This window comes from Candidatus Fukatsuia symbiotica (assembly GCF_003122425.1).
In the GTDB taxonomy this organism is placed as follows: domain Bacteria; phylum Pseudomonadota; class Gammaproteobacteria; order Enterobacterales; family Enterobacteriaceae; genus Fukatsuia; species Fukatsuia symbiotica.
Map to the genome: position 1 here is coordinate 1,164,718 of NZ_CP021659.1, position 24,919 is coordinate 1,189,636.

Genomic DNA, 24,919 nt, shown 5'->3' on the forward strand with positions numbered 1-24,919 from the left:
GGAATGCTCACCATGGCAAAACCTGACTGGGAGGCCATCGAATCGGCTTACCGCGCGGGTGCGTTGTCTGTCCGTGCGATAGCAAAACGCTATCAGGTACCTGAATCGACCCTCAGGAAGTTTGCAGTAAGAAACGCGTGGCAAAGAGACCTGACCGAGAAAGTGGCAGCAGCCACAAAAGATAAAGTGGTGCGCAGTGCGGCTGTGCGCACTTTTTCTACTAAAAATACCGTGCGCACCGACCACGATATTATTGAACAAGCTTCGGATGAAGCCTTATCTGTCGTCCTGTCCCATCGTGTGGCCTTAGCCGGTTGGCGGCAGATTGCCAACCATCTGAAAGCCTTCCTCAGCAGCATCGTTATCACCGAAGACAATCATGCCTCGCTCGCTAGAACGCTCAGCGCCGGGGTGGATGCTCAGCTGAAACTGATTAAGGGTGAGCGCGATGCCTATGGCCTGAACAACGAGACGGCCCCCGGCGCAGAGAAAGAGTTAGCACAATGGATGAAAGACCTTGCGGAAGGCAACGCCCATGGCATTCAATGCGACGCTGAAAGCACAGTTAGCTGACCGTTTTTGGCGTCTTAACCACCTGTATTTTATTACCGATAAACACGGTCGCAAAATCCGTTTTACGATGACGGCGCAGCAGCGTGCCTATTTCACGGGCATGCATACCCGTAATCTGATTTTGAAAGCCCGCCAGCTGGGCTTTACCACCGAGGTGTGCCTTATCCAACTGGATGCCGCACTCTTTGAGTCAGCCAAATGTGCCTTGATTGCACATACCTTAAACGATGCCAAACGCCTGTTCCGCGAGAAAGTGAAATACGCCTACGACCATTTGCCTGACCTTCTTAAACGTGCTAATCCCGCCCGCAATGATTCCGCAGGCGAATTGGTGTTTCACAACGGCGGCTCACTGTACATCAGCACCTCCTTTCGCGGTGGCACCTTGCGCTATTTGCATATTTCCGAATTCGGCAAGCTGTGTGCCAAATTTCCTGAGAAAGCCCGTGAAATCGTCACCGGTGCCTTTGAAGCGGTCGCCACAGACTGCGTGGTCACCATTGAATCGACAGCGGAAGGGCGTGCGGGGTATTTTTTCGATTATTGCCAAACAGCGGAAAAAGCCTTACTCAGCAACAAACCCTTAGGCCCATTGGATTGGAAGTTCTTCTTCTTTTCCTGGTGGAACAATCCGCAGTATGCCTTGCCAGTGAGCAGTCCGTTGCCGCCGCGCTTGCAAGCCTACTTTAGCGAGCTGCAAACCAAACAGTCGATTAGGCTAACGGCGGAACAAAAAGCCTGGTATTACGCCAAAGAAAGCACACTGGGTGACGACATGAAACGCGAGTATCCGTCAATCCCGAGCGAGGCCTTTCAGCAATCGATTGAGGGCGCATATTACGCCAATCAGTTCCGTTATCTCTATGAGAATCAGCGCATTGGTACCTTACCGGCTAATCCGCACCTGCCGGTGCACACCTTTTGGGATTTAGGAGTAGGCGATGCCACGGTTATCTTATATCTTGATTATTAACTTTCAAAGGTTGATGATCCCCAACTGATCATTGGGATGTCACCGGAGAGTTTGTTTGCGCCCTTAGGCTTAAAGCTTGTGCAGTCAGATAAAACCCCGGTGACATATTTATCGTCGCCTGTAAGACCGAACGGTATCTTGTGCTAAGAGCACGTATTTATAAGGAAGGTCGGGGCGATCATTTAATTATCTGTTTTTCATGGGAGAATCAGCCATGGACAAGACCTCAGTGGGTATTGATGTTGCCAAATTAAAATTCGATGTTGCAGTGTGGGTAGAGAGAAAAAAGTATAAAACAAAAGCATTCCCGAATACCCCCTCTGGATTTAGCCAACTACTGAAATGGCTTATCCCTTACGGGGATTGTCATATTTGTCTCGAAGCCACAGGGAGTTACAGTGTTCCACTGGCTATGTTCTTAGTTGATAATGGCATTGACGTCAGCCTAGAAAACCCATCACGTATTCATGCCTTTGGTGAGAGTGAACTGAGTCGGAACAAGACGGATCAGGGGGATGCAAAAATGATAGTGCGCTACTGCGCACTGCATACACCTGTCCTCTGGACTCCTCCTCCCTTGAGCGAACGTCAATTAACCGCGCTAGTACGCCATCTAAAGAGTTTAGAGGAAATGAGGCAAATGCAAGAAAATCGGCAATCAGTGGCTGACGATGTCGTTCAATCCTCACTGCTTGAAATCATTTCTGCACTTAAACAACAAATCCAGGCCACCAAAGAAAAAATAAAAAACCATATCGATAACGATCCTGACTTAAAGAAAAATAAAGCGTTGCTGGAGAGTATTCCTGGTATCGGTGAAATACTAAGTGCCAGTTTGCTGGCGTATGTGGGTAATGTGTCAAAATTCACTAACAGTAAGGCAGTGGTGGCCTATGCCGGGCTTAACCCAAAACTTTGTGAATCAGGTTTATTTAAAGGACGGAGCCGCCTATCAAAACGGGGTCATACCGAGCTCAGGAAAGCGTTGTATATGCCCGCTCTGGCTGCCCTTTCTTGTAATCCGATAGTGAAAGCACAGTGGCAACGACTCGTATCACGCCATAAAGGGGGTAAAATGGGCGTCTGTGCAGCAATGCGCAAATTACTCCAACTGGCGTATGGTGTGCTGAAATCAGGCATCCCATTCGATACAAAAATAGCACTTGCATCATGATGGGCAAGACGGTATCTGACCTGGAAAATATCAAGAAACGCCTTTCTGCCTTGGAAGCCAAAGTAGCGCAGGAGGGGTACTTACTGACGGAAGCCCAACTGCAAGCATTAGAAAAAGTGCAGGATAAACGAGAAGCTCATGGACAAATTGAAACGCAACATCCGGGCTATCTCGGCTCTCAGGATACTTACTACGTGGGGCACATTAAAGGTGTGGGTAAAATGTATCAGCAGAGCTTTGTTGATACCTATTCCAGAGTCGCTTTTGCCAAGGTCTATACCCATCGCCATTAAAACCACTGGAAAATTTGCTCAACTAGAGTAAATATCCCCGGCAAAGCCGGGGGCTTTAATTATTAGCCCCTAGAAGAGGCCAACAAACCTTGAACCGCCTGAAGGCGGTCATTACATCCTAAGCTTCAATTGTTCATAATGATTGTCTTGTTTTTCTTGGTATCGAATGTAAGCTCGTATCAGCTCTTCGTTCAAACCCACTGTAGATACAAAGTAACCTCTAGCCCAAAAATTCTCACCACTATAATTCCGGACTTTACCCATAAACCGTCGTACGATTGAGATTGCACTTTTTCCTTTTAGATAACCCATTACATATGACACTGAATATTTCGGCGGAATACTTATGCAAATATGGATATGATCAATCATCAAATGTCCTTCAATAATTTTGCATTCCTTCTGACTTGCTAACTCGTGAAACATCTCACCGAGATGCTTTCTAATTTCACCAAATATTGTTTTTTTACGGCCTTTCGGGATAAAAACAATGTGATACTTACAATCCCATTTCGTATGGCTAAGACTCTGGTAATCTTTCATTTGAATTTCCTATCTCTTGGTCGAGATAGAAGATTCGGGTGACCGCACCACACGGTCAAACCTTACGGAGTCCCCCGGCAAAGCCGGGGGATTACCTAATTTTATTAAAAATAAGGTCATGAAAATAAACTCACTGACAGCCTCTCAAAAACAAGATTTGGAACGGCTTCATCGTTACGAACACGATGGCCGTGTTCGAGATCGAATCAAAGCGGTGTTGTTGAAAAATGAAGGCTAGAATAACAAAGCGCTTGCCCAAGCATTACGTATTCATGAAGAAACAGTGAGGCAACATGTAACAGATTGGCTTTCAGACGAAAAATTAAAGCCTGAAAATGGCGGCTCGTATAGTAAGTTGAGCGTGCATGAATCTTTATTGCTTGAAAAACACATTGAAAGCACGACTTATAGCCGTGTCATCGATATCTGTGCTTATGTGGAAACCCAATTTGGCGTCTGTTACACCGTATCTGGCATGACAAAATGGCTGAAAGCGCATTGTTTTAGCTATAAGCAGCCCAAAGCGATGCTGGTTAAAGTGGATGTTGCTCAGCAAGAAGCGTTTATCGCGTCTTATTTCACTTTGCTAGAGAGTGCTCTTAAGAATGAACCGATTGTTTTTATGGATTCAGCCCCTCCAACGATGGCCACCAAAGTGGTCTGCGGTTGGATAAGGAAAGGCAAAGATAAGCCGCTGGTCAAAACAGGGGCAAAAACACGGGTTAATGTCATGGGAGCCATTGAATTGAGCACCATGAAGGTGGTCAGTGCCCGTCCTGAGCAGGTGAATTCAGAAACCACCGTCGCTTTTTTTGAGCAGCTCAAAGCTGCTTATCCTGATGCACAAAAGATACACATTATTTTAGATAATTCTGGCTATCATTGCCGTCAGCGAGTCAAAGACGCCGCATTAGAGAAGGCTATCGTACTCCATTATTTACCCCCTTATAGCCCTAATCTTAATCCCATCGAGCGATTATGGAAGGTCATGAACGAGTGTGTCAGAAACAACCGATTTTTCTCTTCAGCCAAAGAGTTTCGTGGGGCTATAGCCGAATTTTTTGATAGTACATTGGCAAAAATTGCTCCCTTTCTCAGGGGCAGAATTAACGATAATTTCCAAACCATCTAATCCAGACCTTCAAGTTGAATGAGTATATCGCAAACGGCAAGCGTCGTGGAATCGACAATAGAGAGCCCTGAACAGTCTCCCTTCACTGTTTCAAAGAAGGCATAAAGCGCCATTGCACAGCGGGGAAGGAGTTCAATACAACGAGAATAAAAGGGAAGGGTTGGAAACTCAGCCCTGAGATGCTGACACACATGATGAAGATAGAATGATTTGAACTGGTGATAACGAATTGGATGGAACAATACCACTAGCGTCATCAGCTCTGCCAAAGAAAGAGAACTGGCACGGATACGCCGCTTGGACCCATCAGGAGCTTTGCATTGAGTAGTGGCTCAAATTTTTTGCAAAAATCATCCATTAAGCAATAAAGTTCGGTAATACCGTTCATGAGTGTCTCGCTATTTCGTGATGAATAATGTCTGCAAACATCATTATCTTGAAGTACGAGGCACTTACCTCTTCTTGAGCAAAAAGTTAGAGAAAATAAACGTCAATTCCTTATCCCGAACTCAAGTTAGGAATGAGCTACAACGGCGGATTTAAAGCCGGTTTACCGCACCGTATCAAAAGAAGCAGCCGAAACAAACAGCACTGGATGTACTGGAAGTGCAATGTGGGGGTAGCTAATATCCTGTTGTCCTGCAGTCCTGGTGCAGAAAATGGGGTAATCTGTCAGCTTGTTTTCGCTATCTGGCAGACATACGTAAAATCATTTACATGACTAATGACATAGCATCGGTGCACTGTCAATTCAGAGAGCTGACGAAAACAAAGGGCGCTTTTCTCAATGAAAATAGCCTGCTAAAGTTGTTTTATCTTGGATTACAGAATACGTAGGAAAAATGGACTATGCCGATCCAGAGCTGGAATCTGACGCTGTCACAGTTAGTCCTTTATTTTGAAGGACGCCTTGATAGCATGATAACCTTACAGTGATTTTTTAACCTGACACAGAATTCTGAACGCCTTCTTCTAAACCCGTTGCGTTTGCTGATATTTCGTCAGAAATGTGTTTAAAATTCTTATTTACTTTGTGTAAACTGCGTTTTTTTGCCATTGGTTTCCTTGACTGAGTTTTACTCTAACTATTTCGAATAGGTTTTAAGATAGATTTCTTACAAATTCCATTGTGGTGTAGTGGTATAAGTTCGGCATCTACATAGTGTCTGTGTTTTTATAGTTTGATTTTGCCTGGAAAACGACGCTTTATTAATACAAAAAACAGTGGCACGAAGAAAATAGCTAATATTGTTGCTGAAATCATACCTCCCGTCACACCTGTTCCAACGGCGTGCTGACTGCCAGAACCCGCCCCTTGGCTGATCGCCATAGGTAGAACACCAAAAATAAATGCCAAGGAAGTCATTAAAATGGGTCGTAGCCGTTGACGACAAGCTTCCAATGTCGCTGCTAATAAATCTTGGTTTTTGTTATTTAAATTATTAGCAAATTCGATGATTAATATGGCATTTTTTGCTGATAAACCCGTGATGGTTAATAGACCAACCTGAAAATAAATATCATTTTCTAAGCCGCGTAGCCAAGTGGCGCTCACAGCTCCTATCACTCCTAGAGGAACCACTAGCATGACACAGAAGGGAATTGACCAGCTTTCATATAGGGCGGCTAAGCATAAAAATACGACTAAGAGCGAAACGACATACAGTGCCGGAGCTTGTGATCCTGATAGTCTTTCCTGGTAAGACATGCCTGTCCACTCGAGTCCAAAACCATGAGGCAGTTGATCGACTAGTTTTTCCATAATATTCATGGCGCTGCCGCTACTTACTCCTGAGGCAGCTTCGCCTGTTATTTCCAATGAGGAGTAACCGTTATAGCGCTCCAGCCGTGGCGGACCATATTCCCAATGAGTGGTGCTGAAAGCTGAAAAAGGCACCATACTGCCATTTTTATTCGGCAGATACCATTTATAGATATCTTCTGGCAGCATACGTGCCTTGGCTTCTGATTGAACATACACTTTTTTTACTCGACCCCTGTCGATAAAATCATTGACGTAAGTTGAGCCCCAAGCAGTTTTTAGTGTGTTATTAATAGCATCGAGTGACACACCCAACGCTAGTGCTTTATGTTGATCAATATTAATTTGCAGCTGTGGACTGTCATCGAGTCCATTATGTCGTACCTTGGTGAGTTGAGGTTGTTGGGTGGCAAGTTGTAATAGTTGGTCACGGGCTGCCGTGAGTTTATTGTGTCCCAACCCGCCATGATCCTGTAATTCCATAACGAAACCTGCCGAGTTACCCAGCCCGGAAATTGCTGCAGGGCTGCTGGCAGAAATCTTGGCACTACTTATTTTATTAAAGGCTTTGTTAGCTCGTTCAATGATGGCGAAAGAAGAGTTCTGACTGGCTGAGCGTTGTTGCCAGTTTTTTAAACGGATAAACAAACGAGCGACGTTTTGTCCGTTGCCGCCCGATCCTGCCCCTATGGTTGAAAATACCGAGAGTAGGTTATGCTGTTCTTCACTCAGGAAGTAATGTTCTACTTTTTCAACGATCTTGAGTGTTTGCTGTTGTGTCGCACCAACCGGGAGTTGTACTTGAGCCGTAAATACCCCACGATCTTCCTGAGGTAAAAAAGAACTGGGTAATTTAAAAAACAGAAATATCAGACCTGTGAGGAGTAATAAATAGAGTATTATGTAGTATCCGCCGCGATGTAGCACCCGTTTGACCGCAGTTTCATAGCAGCCAGTGTTGCGATCGAACATGTGGTTAAACCAGGCGAAAAAACCATTTTTCTTATGATATTGTCCCTTGGCAATGGGCTTTAGTAGCGTTGCACAAAGTGCTGGGGTTAGGATGAGTGCGACCAATACTGATAATCCCATTGCTGAGACGATAGTGATTGAAAATTGGCGATAGATGGCGCCAGTAGTGCCACCAAAGAATGCCATTGGCACAAATACGGCGGAGAGGACTAAAGCGATACCGATTAATGCTCCCTGTATTTGTCCCATTGATTTACGTGTTGCCTCACGTGGGCCGAGTCCTTCTTCACTCATTATTCGTTCAACATTTTCGACGACGACAATAGCATCATCTACCAGTAATCCAATCGCCAGTACGATAGCAAATAGGGTAAGTGTGTTGATGCTAAAGCCGCAAGCAAAAAGGATGGCGACAGTGCCGAGTAGCACTATGGGTACTGCTATCGTGGGGATAAGGGTAGCGCGAAAATTTTGTAAGAATAAATACATCACCAAAAAGACCAGTAACACCGCTTCCAGTAGTGTTTCTATTACATCCTGGATAGAAGCCTTCACAAATGAGCTGGTTTCATAGGCAATCTTTGCCTCCAATCCTCTGGGAAAGAAGGGCGCTAATTCGGCGAGGCGTTTTTTCACCAATGCATCAGTTTGTAGTTGGTTAGCACCGGAGGCTAATTTGATGCCGAGACCTGACGCGGTTTGACCATTGAATCGGCTGAGATAATCGTATTTTTCTGCTCCCAATTCAACCTTGGCTACATTGCCTAAGGTGACTACTGAACCATCCTGATTGACACGTAAAGTGATGGCGTCAAATTGCTCAGGGGTCTGTAATTGTGACTGAGCGTTGATCACCGCGTTCAGTGCTTGCGTAGCAACGGCAGGTGTTCCTCCTAGCTGTCCAACGGCAACCTGACGGTTTTGGGATTTAATGGCAGCAACAATATCTTGAGCTGTCAAGTGATACTTATTAAGTTTTCCAGGATCTAACCAGATACGCATGGCATATTGAGAGCCGTAGACATCGACGCTGCCGACGCCTTGGATACGACTGAGAGGATCTTGCAGATTACTGGCGACGTAATCGGCAATATCCTGCTTGTTCATGCTGCCGTCAGTGGACACAAAAGCCAACATCATCAAGGCATTATCGCCAGATTTTGATACTGATATCCCTTGTTGTTGAACATCCTGCGGTAATCTTTTAATGGCAAATTGCAGTTGATTTTGCACTTGTGTCATGGCTTCACTGGGATTGGAACCGGCTTGAAAGGTGAGAGTGACACTGACTTTGCCGGTATTGCTACTCTGTGCAGACATATACAGCAGATTATCTAAGCCGGTCATGCTTTGCTCAATGACTTGGGTAACCGTATTTTCCAGGGTTTCTGCGGAAGCACCAGGATAACTGGCATTGATACGCACTTTTGGTGGCGCTAAATTAGGGTATTGTTCAATAGGTAGAGAAAAGAGGGATAACACGCCGGCAAGACACAAAATAATCGCGAGTACCCAGGCAAAAATAGGGCGGTCGATAAAAAAATTGGCCATTTAGCATAAACCTCTTTCAAATATCACGGGCGTCACCGCTAATGCAGATAAATTTTTCGCAAAACTTACCTCGGTATTTTACGCGATTAAATATGGAAGATGATTAGACTTCTTGCAAAGCCTACTACGTGCTGCAAATTCTGCGTTACCTAGTTGCTTGCAATCCTCATATTCGTATGTACCGCGCAGTTACTGCGCGCCATGCGCCTTGAATTCGCATAACGAACTACAGTTTTGCAAGACCTCTATTCATCAATCCATTTACGCACGGGTAAAAAATCGCTATACAGTTTGGCTTCGGGGCTATTGGGAGTAGGCTGATAATCATATTGCCAACGAACCAGTGGTGGTAGCGAGATTAAAATGGATTCAGTGCGTCCTCCGGTTTGCAGGCCAAAAAGTGTCCCGCGATCATAAACGAGGTTGAATTCTACATAACGACCACGGCGATAGAGTTGAAACTGACGTTCTCTTTCCCCCCAAGGTAAATTTTTACGCTTTTCAACAATCGGCAAATAAGCGGCTAAAAATCCGTTGCCTATAGTTTGCATAAAATCAAAACAGCTGTTGAAATCTGGGGTATTAAGATCGTCAAAAAACAATCCACCAATACCCCGCGCTTCGTTGCGATGTTTGATGTAAAAATAGTCGTCACACCATTTTTTATATCGACCATATTTTTCATTGTCGAACTTATCACAGAGTTCCTTTGCGGTTTTATGCCAAGACACCGCGTCTTCCTTAAAGCCATAATAGGGCGTCAAATCGAAGCCTCCGCCAAACCACCAAACGGGATCTTCGTCGGCTTTTTCTGCAATAAAAAAACGTACATTAGCGTGGCTGGTTGGTAGATAAGGGCTTTGCGGATGAATAATGACTGAAAGACCGATAGCTTGAAAACTGCGACCCGCTAGTTCGGAACGATGTGCTGTCGCTGAAATCGGGAGTTTTTCACCATGGACATGCGAGAAATTAACACCGGCTTGTTCGAATAGCGCGCCTTCTGTCATCACTCGGCTACGTCCGCCGCTGTCTGGAGCACTCGCCCATTTTTTTTCTGTAAACTTACCTTGACCATCTGTTCTAGCTAATTTTTCGCAGATGTCATCCTGCAAAAAAAGCAGAAAGGTTTTGATTTTTTCAATATAGGGTGAGTTCATAAATGCTGATCAGAGGGTTAGAAGTTTTCAACTGCTGAGTATACCGCTATTCATCATCATTAGTTGTATCAGTATATGTTTTAAGATGTTGAAACATATTTTTTAAGGCGATTAGAAATATTTTGATAAAAAAAGAAGTAACCCCTGAGGTAAAAAACAACTTATAATAGCCATCTAGATGTAAATCCATCTATATCTGTCAGTTCTTAGCCTAGTCAGTACAAAGTACAAATTTTAGTAATAAATTAAAAATAACAATTAATAATATGAATTAATTTTTAATTCTATTCCAAGGTAAAAAAAATGGCACAACACCTTTTCACCTCAGAATCTGTTTCAGAAGGGCATCCTGATAAAATAGCCGACCAAATTTCCGATGCAGTACTCGACGCAATTTTAGAACAGGATGTACAAGCCCGTGTTGCTTGTGAAACCTACGTTAAAACCGGTATGGTTATCGTTGGTGGTGAAATTACCACCGAAGCGTATGTGGATATTGAAACAATAACCCGCAATACTGTACGTGAAATCGGCTATACTCATTCTGACATGGGGTTTGACGCTGATTCTTGCGCAGTATTAAGTGCCATTGGTAAACAGTCACCGGATATTAGCCAAGGCGTTGATTGCACTGATCCGCTGGAACAAGGTGCCGGTGATCAGGGGTTAATGTTCGGTTATGCGACGAATGAAACCACTGAGCTGATGCCTGCGGCTATCACCTATGCGCATCGTTTGGTACAGCGTCAGGCGAAAATACGTAAAGAGGGTACATTAGAGTGGCTACGTCCTGATGCTAAAAGTCAAGTGACTTTTAAATATGATGACAGCAAAATTATCGGCATTGATACAGTAGTGTTGTCAACACAGCATGACGAAAATATCGAGTTGAAAGAGTTGCAAGAAGCCGTGATGGAGGAAATCATTAGGCCGGTTCTGCCTGCTGGCTGGCTTACTAAAGACACTAAATATTGGATTAATCCTACTGGTCGTTTTGTGATTGGTGGCCCTATGGGTGACTGTGGTTTGACTGGCCGTAAAATTATCGTAGATACTTATGGTGGTATGGCTCGTCACGGTGGTGGTGCATTTTCAGGTAAAGATCCATCGAAAGTTGATCGTTCTGCTGCCTATGCTGCTCGTTACGTAGCAAAAAATATTGTCGCTGCAGGTTTGGCTGATCGCTGTGAAATTCAGCTTTCTTATGCTATTGGCGTGGCTGCACCCATTTCCATCATGGTAGAAACCTTTGGTACTGGAAAAATTAGTGCTGAGAAGTTGGTTGAGTTAGTGCGGGAGTTTTTCGATCTACGCCCACACGGTCTAATCAAGATGTTGGATCTGCTAAGACCGATTTACCGTAAAACGGCAGCCTATGGTCACTTTGGTCGTGAAGATTTTCCGTGGGAAAAAACCGATAAGAAGGAATGTTTGCGGGAAGCTGCAAAGTTGAAATAAGCATCAATGCCGTAAAAATCATTGCTTTTTAATGATACCGCCCTTTAAAGGGCGGTTTTTTTATACAGATTGATAACGAATTATGGTTTTGCAAGAAGTCTATTGATACCTGGGTTTGGTATCTGTTACTCCTATCTCTCGTTATCGAAAAAGATCGATTGTTATCATATAAGGTACTGAGTATATTTATTTCCTAGCAAAAATAGTATTAAATACTCTTTACTTTTAGAGGGAGAATATAAAAATGAATTTTATAGACCCAAATGTTTCTGATATGGTAACGAATCGTTTCAAAAATTATTATAACAACACATTTGATACTGAACTCAATCAGATTTTAGTTGCAGTAGCTAGCATGGATGAAAAATCTACTCATGAGTGTGACGATATCCTCTCTATGTTTAATGCACATGACCGAAGGCTGATTGAAAGTACCAGAGACAATCTTGGTATTCAATCTATAAAAAAATTAATTATTGATGTTATGTTTGCTAATAAAAAATATTATGAGTTTTATCTCAATAAAGCACAAGAAAATAGCGTGATCAGCTCATTATTTTGTGAGAAAGCCTGGTGTGATATACATAAATCTTCGCTGAGTTTTAAGAATGTTAGCAAGGACTATCTCTGTATTTTTGCAATTCGTTTCATGTCAGAATTGGCTTTAATTCATATTAAAAAGAAATATATTAGGTTGCAAATAAAAACATTTTCTCTCGAACACTACAACGAAAAATGTGGCGATTTATTATGTCAAATCTCACAGATGCTAGGTATGGTGGGCAGTAGGTCTACAGAACGGAACAGTACTAAGGGCATTATGGCAATGCGGGAAGTCTTGTTTCAGGTTTTGAGTGATAATTTGGAGACTCATCATCAAATTGAGACTAATAAAGAAAAAATAGTCGATAATATTCTTTCTCTTTATTATAAAAAACATGCTCCTAAGTATAATCTTCCAGCAGAGGCGTTATTACGATCAATCGCTATTGCTACTGCTGAATCTGTTTTTAATGTAAAAAAATGTAACGCTAATTATGTTATTGCTAAGGGAATTATAGAGCCTTATTATAGAAATCATTTTGACCAAAAGACAATTACAGCTTATTTAATAGAATATATGTTTACTTACACAAAGAAACAAATTAAGAAAAATAAGGGAGAGAAATTAATTATTCTCTATGAAGCTTCGCTTATTAACTTTCTCTATTCAAATGGTGCTTCGGAAGGTATAGAAAAGACAACAAGATTGGTCAGTAAATTAGTTTATGAAACTTTAAAAATACTTAAAAAAAATCAACTGCTGGGATCTTACGAAGAAAACATGGCTATTTGTAATGCTTTTTATGATATAGCTAGAAAAAGTCACGGATTGAACTTACCGTCACTGGATGAGCTTAAAAATAAAGCCAAAATGATTATTGATAATGTTAATCGTAATCTTAAAGACTAATAGATATAAAATAAATCAGGTAATGAAGCCATTGCTTGTCTTAATGGATATTATGCCATCTTCAAATTAGACTTCTTTTGAAAGCCGAAGGCTACTTGAAACCCAGGGCGGGATTCCACTTTGCTGATTTTTTAACCAAAAATAAGTTTACTACGAAAATCGGCTGATCAGGCGGCTCGTCTACGTTTACTGGCAATACTATCTTGTTTACCTTTGTGCTGTTTAATCACACCCAACACGACGCGATTGAAAAGAGCGACATGGGCTGCTCCATCCGGAGCTTTTATCAAGAGTTCATCTTCTCTAAACACCACATCCAATACCCAGTGAAGTTGATTTTCTATCCCCCAATGCAGCCGAATTGCCTGTGCCGCTTGTTCTGCATTCAGCGTTAATGAGCTGACATACCAACGTGACCGACAGTGGGTGACATTATTTTTTGTTCGTTCACTAGCGACCTCAATGAAAGTACGAATGGTAGGCCACTTCGCTTTTAATTCATTGGGTAATTCCGCATTAATTTGCATAACCGTACGTTTTTCTATCCGGCCATGCCCCTGATTAGTCTGCGTATATTCGTGCAATTTATCGCTATCATAGGCAAAAGCAAATTGCTGTTTTACCTGTTCAAACAGCTTCTTTTGAGTCGCTTTAAGCTGCACCACAAAATTGCCTTTACGTTGCGTGATAAGTGATGAAGTTGAGGTTTGGCAATGCAATGAATCGAGCGTCACAATAGCATTATCCAGCGCTAACGCGTCAATGCTCTGACGGGCTAATTCTCCTTCTTTTCCCTTATTGTTCGCCGCTTTTTGATAAAGCGTAATACCAGCATCAACATCATAGGCACTCACCACATGCAGCGCAGTGCAAATCTCTTCAGACCAGGTTCTCCGCAAGGTTTTACCGTCGATGGCGAGCAACGTCTTACCGGCTCGTTGGCGTCGTTCGTTAATCCATAAAAACAAGGATTGAATCAGCAAATTTGTATCTAATGCATTGATGATTTTAGCAATACAATGACGACGTGGGCTCCCACCATGATAAGAGCCATATTTTTTTAGCCAATCGAGCTGAGCTTCGCCAAAATCCTGGATGGATTTCCATCCCGAGGCCCCACTTAACACGGCGGCAAAAAACAGGAAAATAACATCGAGCAGGTGATGTTTGATATTAATATCTTTACGCGGGTCAGGGATCAGGGCTAATTGCTTTAAAATACTCATGATTACATATTCTTTAGGATACATAATATTATGAGCTTACTGCCTATTATTAGTTCACATTAAAGTGGGATCCCGCCCTGACTTGAAACCTACTGCGTGATGTGGATCTTGCGTCATGTGGTGTACTTATGCACACCGTGCTACCGCGCTGACTTCACATTATTCGCTGTGATTTCACAAGGGATCTATTGTTTTGCTCCGTTGGGAATAGGGTTAGAGGTTCGACTGAATTTGCCTTGTTGTACAACTTTCTATAATCTGCGTGTTTTTCCATGTTTGAGCTATTTTGAGATATGCTACGCAAAATTTTATTTTTTCTTATTCTACTCTCCCCGTTATTTTCTCCAATCAGTTATAGTCAAAGTATAAATAATTTCTCGCAGGCTAAAATGGCAGCGGCTAAAATTCATCGGGATGTATCAGGAAGTTTTTACTGTGGCTGTCCCATTCGTTGGCAGGGGAAGAAAGGGATACCTGATTTAGCCGCTTGTGGTTATCAGGTACGCAAGACCAGTCAGCGTGCTGAGCGTATCGAGTGGGAACATGTGGTACCAGCCTGGCAGTTTGGTCACCAACGTCAATGTTGGCAGCAAGGCGGCCGCAAAAACTGTGTTAATGATCCGGTATATCGTCAGATGGAAAACGATTTACACAATTTACAACCTGCCATTGGCGAAGTGAATGGAGATCGTGGTAACTTTAAATTTAGTCAATGGAATAGTAAGGCAGATCAATATGGTCAATGCGCGATGAAAGTCGATTTCAAAAATAAACAGGCTGAGCCCCCCGTCCGTGCTCGTGGTGCTATTGCCCGCACTTATTTTTATATGAGTGACCGTTATCAATTACGCTTATCTAGCCAACAGAGTAAACTGCTTGAAGTTTGGGATCGACAATATCCAGTGAGTTCATGGGAGTGTCAGCGTGAAGCACGTATTGCTCAAGTTCAAGGCAATCACAATCCCTATGTACAGCGGGCTTGCCAGTATTGACCAGGGCAAATGTATGCATATACCTCGTATTTATCATCCCGTGCTGTTGTCCGCTTACAGCGAGTTGTCGCTCAGTGATAGCGCTGCCCGGCATGTTAGCCGTGTGTTACGCATGTCTGTTGGGCAGGCTCTGTATTTATTTGATGGTAGTAATCAGGTTTTTACTGCCAACATCATTCACCTGGATCAAAAAAATGTCTCTGTCCGGCTTGACGCTGGCAAAGTGGAGGATCGTGAATCACCTTTGAAATTGCACCTGGGACAGGTTATCTCTCGTGGTGAAAAGATGGAATTCACTATTCAAAAATCTGTTGAATTAGGTGTCAATATAATTACTCCGTTATTTTCGCAACGTTGTGGTGTCAAACTCGACGGAGAACGCTTAGAGAAAAAAAACCAGCAGTGGCAAAATGTCGCTATCGCTGCTTGTGAGCAATGTGGTCGTAATACTATTCCCGAAATTCGTGCTGCCATGCTACTTTCCGATTGGTGCCAACAACAAAGTGATGGCCTTAAGTTAAATCTGAATCCGCACACCGGTCGAGGCATCAATAGTTTAACACCATCAATAAATAATATTCGCCTGTTGATTGGTTCGGAAAGTGGTTTGTCCACTGCTGAAGTTGCCATGACTGCAAGCAATGGATTTACTGATATCCTATTAGGGCCACGTGTTTTGCGTACAGAAACCACGGCGCTTGTTGCAATCACTGCATTACAGCTGCGTTTTGGTGATCTGGATTATAAGGAAAAAAAATGATCAAGCTTGGTATCGTGATGGATCCCATCTCATCGATCAATATAAAAAAAGATAGCAGCTTTGCGATGCTGCTTACCGCCCAAAAGCGGGGCTGGCAGTTGTATTATATGGAAATCGATGACCTCTATCTGCGTAACGGCGAGGGGTATGCTCACACTCGCGTAATCACAGTCAAAGACGACGATAAGGGATGGTATAGCTTTGGGGATGAGCAGGATCAGTCGCTGCATGATCTCAATGTTATTCTGATGCGTAAAGATCCACCATTTGATACTGAATTCATTTATGCCACCTATATTTTACAGCGAGCGGAAATGAAAGGTACTTTGGTGGTTAATAAACCGCAGAGCCTGCGTGATTGTAACGAAAAGCTATTCACTGCGTGGTTTCCTGATTTAACGCCGGATACTTTGGTGACGAGGAGTGCAAAACGGATCCGTGAATTTCATGAGAAATACAGGGATATCATCCTGAAACCACTGGAGGGTATGGGAGGAACCTCGATTTTCCGCGTAAAACCTGAAGATCCTAACTTATCAGTGATTATTGAAACCTTAACGGGGCAGGGGCACCGTTTCTGTATGGCACAAAACTTTCTGCCGGCAATCGAAGAGGGCGATAAGCGCGTACTGGTCGTTGACGGTGAACCTGTGCCCTATTGTTTGGCACGAATCCCCGCTCAGGGCGAAACGCGCGGTAATTTGGCGGCGGGCGGTCGTGGTGAAGTACGTTCTCTTAGTGACAGTGATTGGGAAATTGCACGTACTGTCGCACCGCTGTTAAAAGAAAAAGGGCTAATTTTTGTTGGTTTGGATATTATCGGCGACCGTCTTACTGAAATTAACGTCACCAGCCCCACTTGCATCAGAGAAATTGAAGCAGAGTCTTCGACCTCTATCACGGGTATGCTGATGGATGCTATCGAGGTATATTGCAGGCAACCAGCAGGATAGGATTAATGGTTAATCGTACTATCATGGCTTTTGATTTTGGTACCAAAAGTATTGGTGTCGCCATCGGTCAGGAGATCATTGGTACAGCGACAGGTTTGACTGCATTTAAGGCACAAGAGGGCATTCCTGATTGGCAACAGATTGAAAAATTGTTACAAGAATGGCAACCAGATTTAGTGGTGGTCGGATTACCATTAAATATGGACGGAACAGAGCAACCATTGACCATCAGAGCACGTAAATTTGCTAACCGTCTACATGGGCGTTTTGGTGTGCAGGCTGTTTTGCATGATGAACGACTGAGTACGGTGGAGGCACGAGCTTATTTGTTCGAAAGTAGGGGCTATCGTGCACTGGATAAAAACCGTATCGATGCTGCTTCGGCAGCTTGTATTCTAGAAAGTTGGTTTGAGCAGCAAACATCGTAATGCCTAACCCCGATATTTTTATGGTTAAGGAGGTCGACATGACAGAAATGATAGCGGTAACTGTATTGCTATTTTTGATTATCGATCCGCTAGGAAACTTGCCTATTTTCATGTCAATGCTTAAACAATTAGAGCCTCAGCGGCGGCGGGTGGTGTTAATCCGTGAGCTATTGATGGCACTGATAGTTATGCTGATATTTCTGTTTGTCGGCGAAAAAATTTTGACTTTCCTTAATTTGCGTACTGAAACGGTTTCAATTTCCGGCGGTATTATTTTATTTCTTATCGCCATTAAAATGATTTTTCCCAGTCATGAAGACAGTGTCCGGGGTTTACCTGCCCAAGAAGAACCTTTTTTAGTGCCATTAGCTATCCCGCTGGTTGCTGGCCCGTCTATCCTTGCAACTTTGATATTGTTGTCTCATCAATACAAAAATAAGATTACACAACTGGTGTTGGCATTGATGATTGCCTGGGGGCTATCGGTGGCCATTTTGCTTATGTCTAATGTGTTTTTACGTTTATTGGGGAAAAGAGGTGTTAGCGCGTTGGAGCGTCTCATGGGGTTGATCCTGGTGATGTTATCAACACAGATGTTTTTGGACGGGGCAAGGGAATATTTGAGATTTTAATCAAGAGCCTGTGCCAGAGATTGATATTTAACCTAAGCGTAACACAAAAATTGACGTAGAATGTTTTGTAGCTGTTTCTATCAGCAGCGAGCAAAGACCGACCTATCGCTGGTAAACTAATTGTTGGATATCCAGTGTGCCGTAAAACTCCATCCTTTAGGGGGAGGATGTCAAATGTACTGTACTACGCCGGGTTGCATGCAAAATAGATAGGATTTTCAATCTATATACGTTTTTAGCAATGGCGGATGTATATAATTAAACCACTTTTCTCACCAATGCAGTATGTTTTTGAGCCTTGTCGCTGCTACGTGTGATTGGTAAAGTAGGCGGATTTTTCCGCCCTCAGCTTGCAGGATTATCCTTTCACTATGTTTAAGAAATTTCGTGGCATGTTTTCTAACGACTTGTCAATCGACCTGGGTACCGCCAATACCCTGATTTATGTTAAAGGACAAGGTATTGTACTTAATGAACCTTCCGTAGTTGCAATTCGCCAAGATCGTGCCGGTTCACCTAAGAGCGTAGCGGCCGTGGGGCATGACGCCAAACAGATGTTAGGGCGCACCCCTGGTAACATTGCTGCGATTCGTCCAATGAAAGACGGAGTGATTGCTGATTTCTTCGTGACTGAAAAAATGTTGCAACACTTTATCAAGCAGGTTCATAGCAATAGTTTTATGCGTCCAAGTCCCCGTGTACTAGTGTGTGTACCTGTGGGTGCGACTCAGGTTGAACGTCGTGCTATCCGGGAATCCGCACAAGGTGCCGGTGCCCGTGAAGTATTTTTGATCGAAGAGCCCATGGCTGCCGCGATTGGTGCCGGACTGCCTGTTTCTGAAGCCACTGGTTCGATGGTGGTGGATATTGGTGGTGGTACAACCGAAGTGGCCGTTATTTCACTCAACGGTGTGGTTTATTCTTCTTCAGTGCGTATTGGTGGTGATCGTTTCGATGAAGCTATTATTAATTATGTACGTCGCAACTATGGTTCCTTGATTGGCGAAGCGACAGCCGAACGTATTAAGCACGGTATTGGTTCATCTTATCCCGGTGAAGAAGTGTTAGAAATTGAAGTGCGTGGTCGTAATCTCGCTGAGGGTGTGCCGCGTGGTTTTACCTTGAATTCCAATGAAATTCTTGAGGCTTTGCAGGAACCACTGACCGGTATTGTGAGTGCGGTGATGGTTGCACTGGAACAATGTCCGCCGGAATTGGCATCTGATATTTCTGAGCGTGGTATGGTGCTGACCGGTGGTGGTGCGCTATTGCGTAATCTGGATCGCTTATTGATGGAAGAAACGGGTATTCCCGTCGTGGTTGCTGAAGATCCATTGACTTGCGTCGCTCGCGGCGGTGGTAGGGCGCTGGAAATGATAGATATGCATGGTGGTGACTTATTTAGCGAAGAATAATGAATGTCAGCGAAAATAGCTGACAGAGAATAATGTCAGTCGGATAAGGGAACGCTGAATCAGGTGAACGAACTCTACGCTCAGCGGATTTAGTGTCTCCTCTTGGTGTCGTCGAGGAGTTTGCGTAATTTATGAAGCCAATGTTTAGCCGGGGTCCATCTCTGCAGCTGCGACTGTTCATTGCAGCCATTGCAGCCATTGCGCTGATTATTGCTGATAGTCGGTTCGGTTCGTTTGTTAAAATACGAACTTACATGGATACCTTGGTCAGTCCTTTCTATTTTCTCGCTAATGGGCCACGTGTTCTATTGGATGGTGTTTCTGAAACGCTAGCAACAAGACAGCAGATTGAACTGGAAAATAGTGTGTTACGTCAGGAGTTGTTATTTAAAAATGCTGATTTACAACTATTGAAACAATTTAAACACGAAAACATTCGTTTGCGTGAGTTACTGGGTTCTCCTTTGCGTCAGGATGAGCATAAGATGGTAACGCAAGTGATGTCCAGTGGTACTGATCCCTATAGTGATCAAGTGGTTATTGATAAAGGCAGTAATAACGGTGTTTATGAAGGTCAACCGGTTATCAGCGATCGTGGGGTTGTTGGTCAGGTAACGGCGGTCAGTAAATTCACGAGTCGCGTGGTATTAATTTGCGATATCTCCCACGCGTTGCCGATTCAGGTATTGCGTAATGATATTAGGGTGATCGCTGCGGGAGGGGGCTGTGCTGATGATTTAATATTGGAGCATCTGCCGAGCAATACCGATATCCGTGTCGGTGATATGTTGGTGACATCGGGACTAGGCGGGCGTTTTTCTGAAGGTTATCCGGTTGCGATTGTTTCTTCGGTAAAAGTAGATAATCAGCGTGCTTATACTATGATTCAGGCACGCCCCACGGCGGACTTACAACGCTTACGCTATCTGCTATTGTTGTGGGCTGGGGATCGTCATGGCGATACACCCTTGGCGCCGGATGCTGTCCATCAGGTGGCCAAAGAACGTCTGACACAGATGGTAGACCTGCTTCACCCGCGTGGTGAATGGGATCAAGTTAAAGCGCCCACGCCTAGAGAATGTACTCAAATCGATGAAAATTGCCCATATCAGACAACATCTGATTCACCAGGCACGGTCGGTTTTGAAAGTACAACATCACATGGTCGTGAGCCAACAAATATCGTGAGGCCATTGGTTCCGATGACGAATACACCGTCAGTTCGGGATGGTGTAATACCATGAGTGCCTTGTATAGTCATGGTCGTTGGATAATCTGGCTATCATTTCTGTTGGCGATGGTCTTACAGATTATGCCTTGGCCGGAGCAAATGTATATGTTTCGTCCTTCTTGGTTGACTCTGGTGTTGATCTATTGGGTGATAGCATTGCCGCATCGGGTTAATGTCGGTAGTGCTTTTGTTCTTGGCTTGATTATGGATCTTATTCTGGGATCGACCTTGGGTGTCCGCGCACTGGGATTAAGCCTAGTGGCTTATTTTGCCGCTTTTAGATTTCAGTTATTCCGTAATATGGCGTTGTGGCAACAGGCACTCATTGTGGTATTACTGGTACTCATGCGGGATATTGTGGTGTTTTGGGCTGAATTTTTGGTGATTAACGTTTCGTTTCGTCCGGAGATTTTCTATAGCAGCGTAATAAACGGTATTCTATGGCCTTGGCTGTTTTTATTAATGCGCAAAGTTCGCCGTCAGTTCAGAGTGCAATGAGGATGAGCTACGTTTCAAGTAGCCTTCAGCTTTCGTGAAAAGGTCTATTGCGTACGAGAGGATTACATGACCACTGAATTATTGGTCAATATTACTGCATATGAAACACGGATAGCTTATATCGATGATGGTATTGTGCAAGAAATTCACATTGAGCGTGAAGCAAAAAAAGGCATAGTAGGCAATATTTATAAAGGTTTCGTTGGTCGAGTATTGCCGGGAATGCAGGCGGCTTTTGTTGATATTGGTTTAGAGAAAGCAGGATTTCTTCATGCGTCAGACATCGTATCCGATACCCCATATACTGCTAAAGATGAAACGAAAAAAATTCAGAATCGGGATATTGCCGAACTGGTTGATTCGGGGAAGAGTTTAATGGTGCAAGTGGTTAAAGAGCCGCTAGGTACTAAGGGTGCCCGTTTGACGACTGATATCAGTTTGCCTTCTCGTTATTTGGTGCTGATGCCCAAGGTGGCACATGTTGGTGTTTCTCGGCGTATTGAAAATGAAAAAGAACGTGAGCGTTTAAAAAGTATCATTACGTCGCATTGTGGTCCGGTGCAGGGGTTTATTGTGCGTACTGCTGCCGAAAATATCAGTGAGGAAGAATTGTTGGCCGATGTTATTTTTCTCAAACGGTTATGGGAAAAAATCACTAAACGGAAAAAAAACAGCACAGTAAAATCCGACATACTTTATCGGGAATTGTCACTCGAGCAGCGTATTTTGCGTGATTTTGCTGCTGCTGAACTTGATCGCATTCTGGTTGATTCTAAACTGACCTATGATCTTTTGGTAAAATTTACTACTGAGTATATTCCTGCAATGGTACCAAAACTGGAGCACTACACGGGTAATCAGCCTCTCTTTGCTCGCCACAATGTTGAGAAGGAAATTCAGTATTCATTGGATCGCAAAGTGGTCTTACGTTCAGGTGGTTACTTGGTTTTCGATCAAACTGAAGCCATGACCACCATTGATATCAATACTGGTGCCTTTGTGGGGCAGCGTAATCTTGATGAAACTATCTTCAATACCAATATTGAAGCCACACAGGTTATTGCCCGTCAGCTGCGATTACGTAATTTGGGTGGCATCATCATTATTGATTTCATCGATATGAATAGCCAGGAGCATCGTCAAAAGGTATTACAAGCTTTGGAACAAGCATTGAGTAAAGATCGGGTAAAAACCACCTTCAGCGATTTTTCGCAGCTAGGGCTGGTGGAAATGACTCGTAAGCGTACGCGCGAAAGTATTGAACATGTTTTATGTCATCATTGCCCGAACTGTCATGGCCGCGGGACGATAAAATCTCTGGAGACAGTATGCTACGAAATTTTGCGTGAAATTTTGCGTTTTCGTCACGATTATCCTGCAAATGATCTTCTGGTTTGTACCTCTTCTGCTGTGAGTAACGCATTAAAAAACGAAGAGTCTGATGTGTTGGCGGCAATAGAAACTGTCACTGGTAAGCCGATAAAAATACAGGTTGAACCACTTTATCGTCAAGAGCAGTTTCACCTGCGTTGCATGAGTGACAAATATTCTGTTGCAACTTAGCATTATAAAAGATATTAAAGATATTCGTGTTGTATAAAATCGTTTTGGAAGAGGCCTGGTGTTTGATAGTGCCCTTTAATAATAATTAATCTAATAGACCTCTTGCATAACCTGCTGCGTGGCGCGAATTCTACGTTACGTGGTGTTCGCAGTTCTCATGTACTCGTATGTACACTGCGGTTGCTGTGTGTCGTCACTCGTGACGATTTTGCAAGAAGTCTAATAAAGAGCGATAAAAATATGAGCCTCACTTTTGTTAGTGAGCAGCTACTCGCTGCTCACAAATTAAATCATCAAGATCTGTTTTCAGTACTTGAACAATTGAATCAACGACACCTTGACTATGCTGATCTCTATTTTCAATCGTGCTATCACGAAGCTTGGGTGATTGAAGACAGTATCATTAAAGAAGGGTCTTACCATATTGACCAAGGTGTTGGGGTACGAGCAGTCAGCGGCGAAAAAACCGGATTCGCCTATGCAGATCAAATAACCCTCAATGCATTGCAGCAGAGTGCACAAGCGGCACGTAGCATTGTTAGCGATAACGGCAATAGTAAAGTTCATCAGTTGAGAGAAATTGTCCATTGTCGGCGTTACCCGTTATTGAACCCACTGGAAAGCTTATCACGGGAAGACAAAATTGCGTTACTACACCGTGTGGATAAAACTGCTCGTGAGGAAGATCATCGAGTACAGGAAGTCAGTGCCAGCCTGACCGGAGTTTATGAGCTAATTTTGGTCGCTGCCACCGATGGCACATTGGCGGCAGACGTGCGGCCGTTAGTACGTCTATCGGTAAGTGTATTAATTGAAGAAAATGGCAAACGGGAACGTGGTGCCAGTGGTGGCGGTGGTCGTTGTGGCTATGATTATTTTCTTACATCAATTGATGGTGAAGTACGTGCTGATGTTTTTGCTAAAGAAGCCGTCAGAATAGCCCTGGTCAATCTTTCGGCCATTGCTGCCCCAGCGGGAACGATGCCGGTGATCTTGGGTGCAGGTTGGCCGGGTGTATTACTGCATGAAGCGGTTGGACATGGTCTGGAAGGTGATTTTAATCGTCGTGGTAGCTCGGTATTCAGTGGTCAGATGGGGGAACTTGTCGCTTCTCCTTGTTGCACGGTGGTTGATAATGGCACTTTGGCAAATCGCCGTGGTTCACTGTCTATAGATGATGAAGGTGTCCTTGGTCAGTACAATGTTCTCATTGAAAACGGTATTTTAAAGGGTTATATGCAGGATAAACTGAATGCACGTTTAATGGGTGTGGCACCGACGGGTAATGGTCGTCGTGAATCCTACGCTCACTTGCCGATGCCACGAATGACCAACACTTATATGTTAGCGGGCACATCGACACCAGAGGAAATTATCGCCAGCGTAAAACACGGTTTGTATGCACCGAATTTTAGTGGTGGTCAGGTGGATATCACCTCGGGGAAATTTGTCTTTTCGACCTCAGAAGCGTATCTGATTAAGGAAGGCCGCATTACTGATGCCGTGAAAGGTGCAACCTTGATTGGTTCTGGTATTGAGGCAATGAAACAGATTTCGATGGTTGGCAATGATCTGGCTTTAGATAAAGGTGTTGGCGTCTGTGGTAAAGAAGGACAAAGTGTGCCGGTGGGTGTTGGGCAACCTACATTGAAACTGGATAATTTGACGGTCGGGGGTACGGTCTGAGTCAAGTAATCACTTGAACAACAGGGTGGTCGCGTGGAGAAATTAAATATGAAGTGTTGGATAGAAATGATTTAACGGATGGCGCGTAGTCGCCAAATGTTGTGCTTAAAGATCAAGTTAACTCACTCAGGATAATTTTAGTTTTCTCGGGGTGAGTTGGCTGAGTGGATCACTGTTACTAAATGGGAGTGGCTGATGAGGAATTTGGTGGGTCGTGCAGGATTCGAACCTGCGACCAATTGATTAAAAGTCAACTGCTCTACCGACTGAGCTAACGACCCAAAAAAACACGTTCTGGTGGGCGATACCAGATTCGAACTGATGACCCCCTCCTTGTAAGGGAGATGCTCTACCAACTGAGCTAATCGCCCATCATTTCTTTTATACCTTAACACGCCGAGTTTGGTGGGCGATACCAGATTCGAACTGATGACCCCCTCCTTGTAAGGGAGATGCTCTACCAACTGAGCTAATCGCCCCGTCGCGTTATT

At 43.7% G+C, this 24,919-nt stretch carries 18 protein-coding genes, 3 tRNA genes and 5 pseudogenes; 18 read left to right on the top strand and 8 right to left on the bottom strand.

Annotation, left to right across the window (positions count from 1 at the left end):
* Positions 1 to 12 precede the first annotated feature (12 nt).
* The 4 genes and pseudogenes from CCS41_RS05680 to CCS41_RS05695 form a co-directional block, all read left to right on the top strand.
* A complete protein-coding gene (locus tag CCS41_RS05680) occupies positions 13 to 573 on the top strand; it encodes a hypothetical protein (RefSeq protein ID WP_119797193.1) in 561 nt (186 codons plus the stop codon).
* A pseudogene (locus CCS41_RS05685) lies at positions 536 to 1,537 on the top strand (terminase); the annotation flags it as partial. The gene CCS41_RS05680 and the pseudogene CCS41_RS05685, both read left to right, overlap by 38 nt.
* Before the next feature lie 223 nt (positions 1,538 to 1,760).
* Positions 1,761 to 2,720 (top strand): IS110 family RNA-guided transposase, encoded by a 960-nt coding sequence (locus CCS41_RS05690; protein ID WP_162859989.1) that lies wholly within the window; start codon positions 1,761 to 1,763, stop codon positions 2,718 to 2,720.
* A 17-nt stretch (positions 2,721 to 2,737) separates the two neighbouring features.
* Positions 2,738 to 3,001: pseudogene (locus tag CCS41_RS05695) on the top strand (IS481 family transposase); the annotation flags it as partial.
* Between the two features lie 123 nt (positions 3,002 to 3,124).
* On the opposite strand, the gene tnpA reads toward CCS41_RS05695, so the two are convergent.
* The gene (gene tnpA, locus CCS41_RS05700; RefSeq protein ID WP_119797021.1) at positions 3,125 to 3,556 is read right to left on the bottom strand and encodes an IS200/IS605 family transposase; all 432 of its coding nucleotides are present in this window, start codon (positions 3,554 to 3,556) and stop codon (positions 3,125 to 3,127) included.
* A gap of 118 nt (positions 3,557 to 3,674) precedes the next feature.
* On the opposite strand from tnpA, the pseudogene CCS41_RS05705 reads away from it, so the two are divergent.
* Positions 3,675 to 4,688: pseudogene (locus CCS41_RS05705) on the top strand (IS630 family transposase).
* A gap of 26 nt (positions 4,689 to 4,714) precedes the next feature.
* Here the strand turns inward: CCS41_RS05705 and CCS41_RS16500 are convergent.
* Positions 4,715 to 5,076: pseudogene (locus CCS41_RS16500) on the bottom strand (IS982 family transposase); the annotation flags it as partial.
* Between the two features lie 136 nt (positions 5,077 to 5,212).
* Here CCS41_RS16500 and CCS41_RS05710 point away from each other — a divergent pair.
* Positions 5,213 to 5,624, top strand: a pseudogene (locus CCS41_RS05710) (transposase); the annotation flags it as partial.
* Between the two features lie 238 nt (positions 5,625 to 5,862).
* Here the strand turns inward: CCS41_RS05710 and acrD are convergent.
* Together acrD and hemF are read right to left on the bottom strand one after the other, a co-directional pair.
* Complete coding sequence (gene acrD / locus CCS41_RS05715; RefSeq protein WP_072551098.1) at positions 5,863 to 8,973, bottom strand: multidrug efflux RND transporter permease AcrD; 3,111 nt, start codon at positions 8,971 to 8,973, stop codon at positions 5,863 to 5,865.
* Between the two features lie 245 nt (positions 8,974 to 9,218).
* Positions 9,219 to 10,133 carry an oxygen-dependent coproporphyrinogen oxidase gene (hemF, locus tag CCS41_RS05720; protein WP_072551097.1) on the bottom strand — a complete coding sequence of 305 codons (915 nt, stop codon included), beginning with the start codon at positions 10,131 to 10,133 and terminating at the stop codon, positions 9,219 to 9,221.
* A 303-nt stretch (positions 10,134 to 10,436) separates the two neighbouring features.
* On the opposite strand from hemF, the gene metK reads away from it, so the two are divergent.
* Together metK and CCS41_RS05730 are read left to right on the top strand one after the other, a co-directional pair.
* On the top strand, positions 10,437 to 11,591 hold the full coding sequence (metK, locus tag CCS41_RS05725) for a methionine adenosyltransferase (RefSeq protein WP_072551096.1): 1,155 nt from the start codon (positions 10,437 to 10,439) through the stop codon (positions 11,589 to 11,591).
* 244 nt (positions 11,592 to 11,835) lie between these two features.
* Positions 11,836 to 13,044 carry a hypothetical protein gene (locus CCS41_RS05730; RefSeq protein ID WP_072551095.1) on the top strand — a complete coding sequence of 403 codons (1,209 nt, stop codon included), beginning with the start codon at positions 11,836 to 11,838 and terminating at the stop codon, positions 13,042 to 13,044.
* A 167-nt stretch (positions 13,045 to 13,211) separates the two neighbouring features.
* Here CCS41_RS05730 and CCS41_RS05735 read toward each other — a convergent pair whose 3' ends face one another.
* On the bottom strand, positions 13,212 to 14,270 hold the full coding sequence (locus CCS41_RS05735) for an ISAs1 family transposase (protein WP_119797327.1): 1,059 nt from the start codon (positions 14,268 to 14,270) through the stop codon (positions 13,212 to 13,214).
* 293 nt (positions 14,271 to 14,563) lie between these two features.
* On the opposite strand from CCS41_RS05735, the gene endA reads away from it, so the two are divergent.
* The 10 genes from endA to tldD all read left to right on the top strand — a co-directional run bounded on the left by endA (position 14,564) and on the right by tldD (position 24,428).
* Positions 14,564 to 15,262 carry a deoxyribonuclease I gene (gene endA / locus CCS41_RS05740; protein WP_072550991.1) on the top strand — a complete coding sequence of 233 codons (699 nt, stop codon included), beginning with the start codon at positions 14,564 to 14,566 and terminating at the stop codon, positions 15,260 to 15,262.
* A 13-nt stretch (positions 15,263 to 15,275) separates the two neighbouring features.
* Entirely contained in the window at positions 15,276 to 16,022 is a 747-nt protein-coding gene (rsmE, locus tag CCS41_RS05745) for a 16S rRNA (uracil(1498)-N(3))-methyltransferase (protein ID WP_072551003.1), read from the top strand.
* Entirely contained in the window at positions 16,019 to 16,975 is a 957-nt protein-coding gene (gene gshB, locus CCS41_RS05750) for a glutathione synthase (protein ID WP_072550992.1), read from the top strand. The genes rsmE and gshB overlap by 4 nt, the downstream gene beginning before the upstream one ends.
* Before the next feature lie 5 nt (positions 16,976 to 16,980).
* Positions 16,981 to 17,403 (top strand): Holliday junction resolvase RuvX, encoded by a 423-nt coding sequence (gene ruvX / locus CCS41_RS05755; protein WP_072550993.1) that lies wholly within the window; start codon positions 16,981 to 16,983, stop codon positions 17,401 to 17,403.
* Between the two features lie 38 nt (positions 17,404 to 17,441).
* On the top strand, positions 17,442 to 18,035 hold the full coding sequence (locus tag CCS41_RS05760) for a YhgN family NAAT transporter (protein ID WP_072550994.1): 594 nt from the start codon (positions 17,442 to 17,444) through the stop codon (positions 18,033 to 18,035).
* A 371-nt stretch (positions 18,036 to 18,406) separates the two neighbouring features.
* Positions 18,407 to 19,450 (top strand): rod shape-determining protein MreB, encoded by a 1,044-nt coding sequence (mreB, locus tag CCS41_RS05765; protein WP_072550995.1) that lies wholly within the window; start codon positions 18,407 to 18,409, stop codon positions 19,448 to 19,450.
* A gap of 131 nt (positions 19,451 to 19,581) precedes the next feature.
* On the top strand, positions 19,582 to 20,694 hold the full coding sequence (mreC, locus tag CCS41_RS05770) for a rod shape-determining protein MreC (RefSeq protein WP_083429658.1): 1,113 nt from the start codon (positions 19,582 to 19,584) through the stop codon (positions 20,692 to 20,694).
* Positions 20,691 to 21,179, top strand: coding sequence for a rod shape-determining protein MreD (gene mreD / locus CCS41_RS05775; protein ID WP_072550996.1), 489 nt, complete (start codon positions 20,691 to 20,693; stop codon positions 21,177 to 21,179). The genes mreC and mreD overlap by 4 nt, the downstream gene beginning before the upstream one ends.
* 66 nt (positions 21,180 to 21,245) lie before the next feature.
* Positions 21,246 to 22,742 carry a ribonuclease G gene (gene rng, locus CCS41_RS05780; protein WP_072550997.1) on the top strand — a complete coding sequence of 499 codons (1,497 nt, stop codon included), beginning with the start codon at positions 21,246 to 21,248 and terminating at the stop codon, positions 22,740 to 22,742.
* Positions 22,743 to 22,982: 240 nt separating this feature from the next.
* Positions 22,983 to 24,428 (top strand): metalloprotease TldD, encoded by a 1,446-nt coding sequence (tldD, locus tag CCS41_RS05785; protein WP_072550998.1) that lies wholly within the window; start codon positions 22,983 to 22,985, stop codon positions 24,426 to 24,428.
* A 205-nt stretch (positions 24,429 to 24,633) separates the two neighbouring features.
* On the opposite strand, the gene CCS41_RS05790 is transcribed toward tldD, so the two are convergent.
* From CCS41_RS05790 to CCS41_RS05800, 3 genes are all read right to left on the bottom strand, one after another.
* Positions 24,634 to 24,709: transfer RNA gene (locus tag CCS41_RS05790), tRNA-Lys, on the bottom strand.
* Positions 24,710 to 24,723: 14 nt separating this feature from the next.
* A tRNA-Val gene (locus tag CCS41_RS05795) sits at positions 24,724 to 24,799 on the bottom strand.
* A gap of 32 nt (positions 24,800 to 24,831) precedes the next feature.
* Positions 24,832 to 24,907: transfer RNA gene (locus tag CCS41_RS05800), tRNA-Val, on the bottom strand.
* Between the last annotated feature and the right edge of the window lie 12 nt (positions 24,908 to 24,919).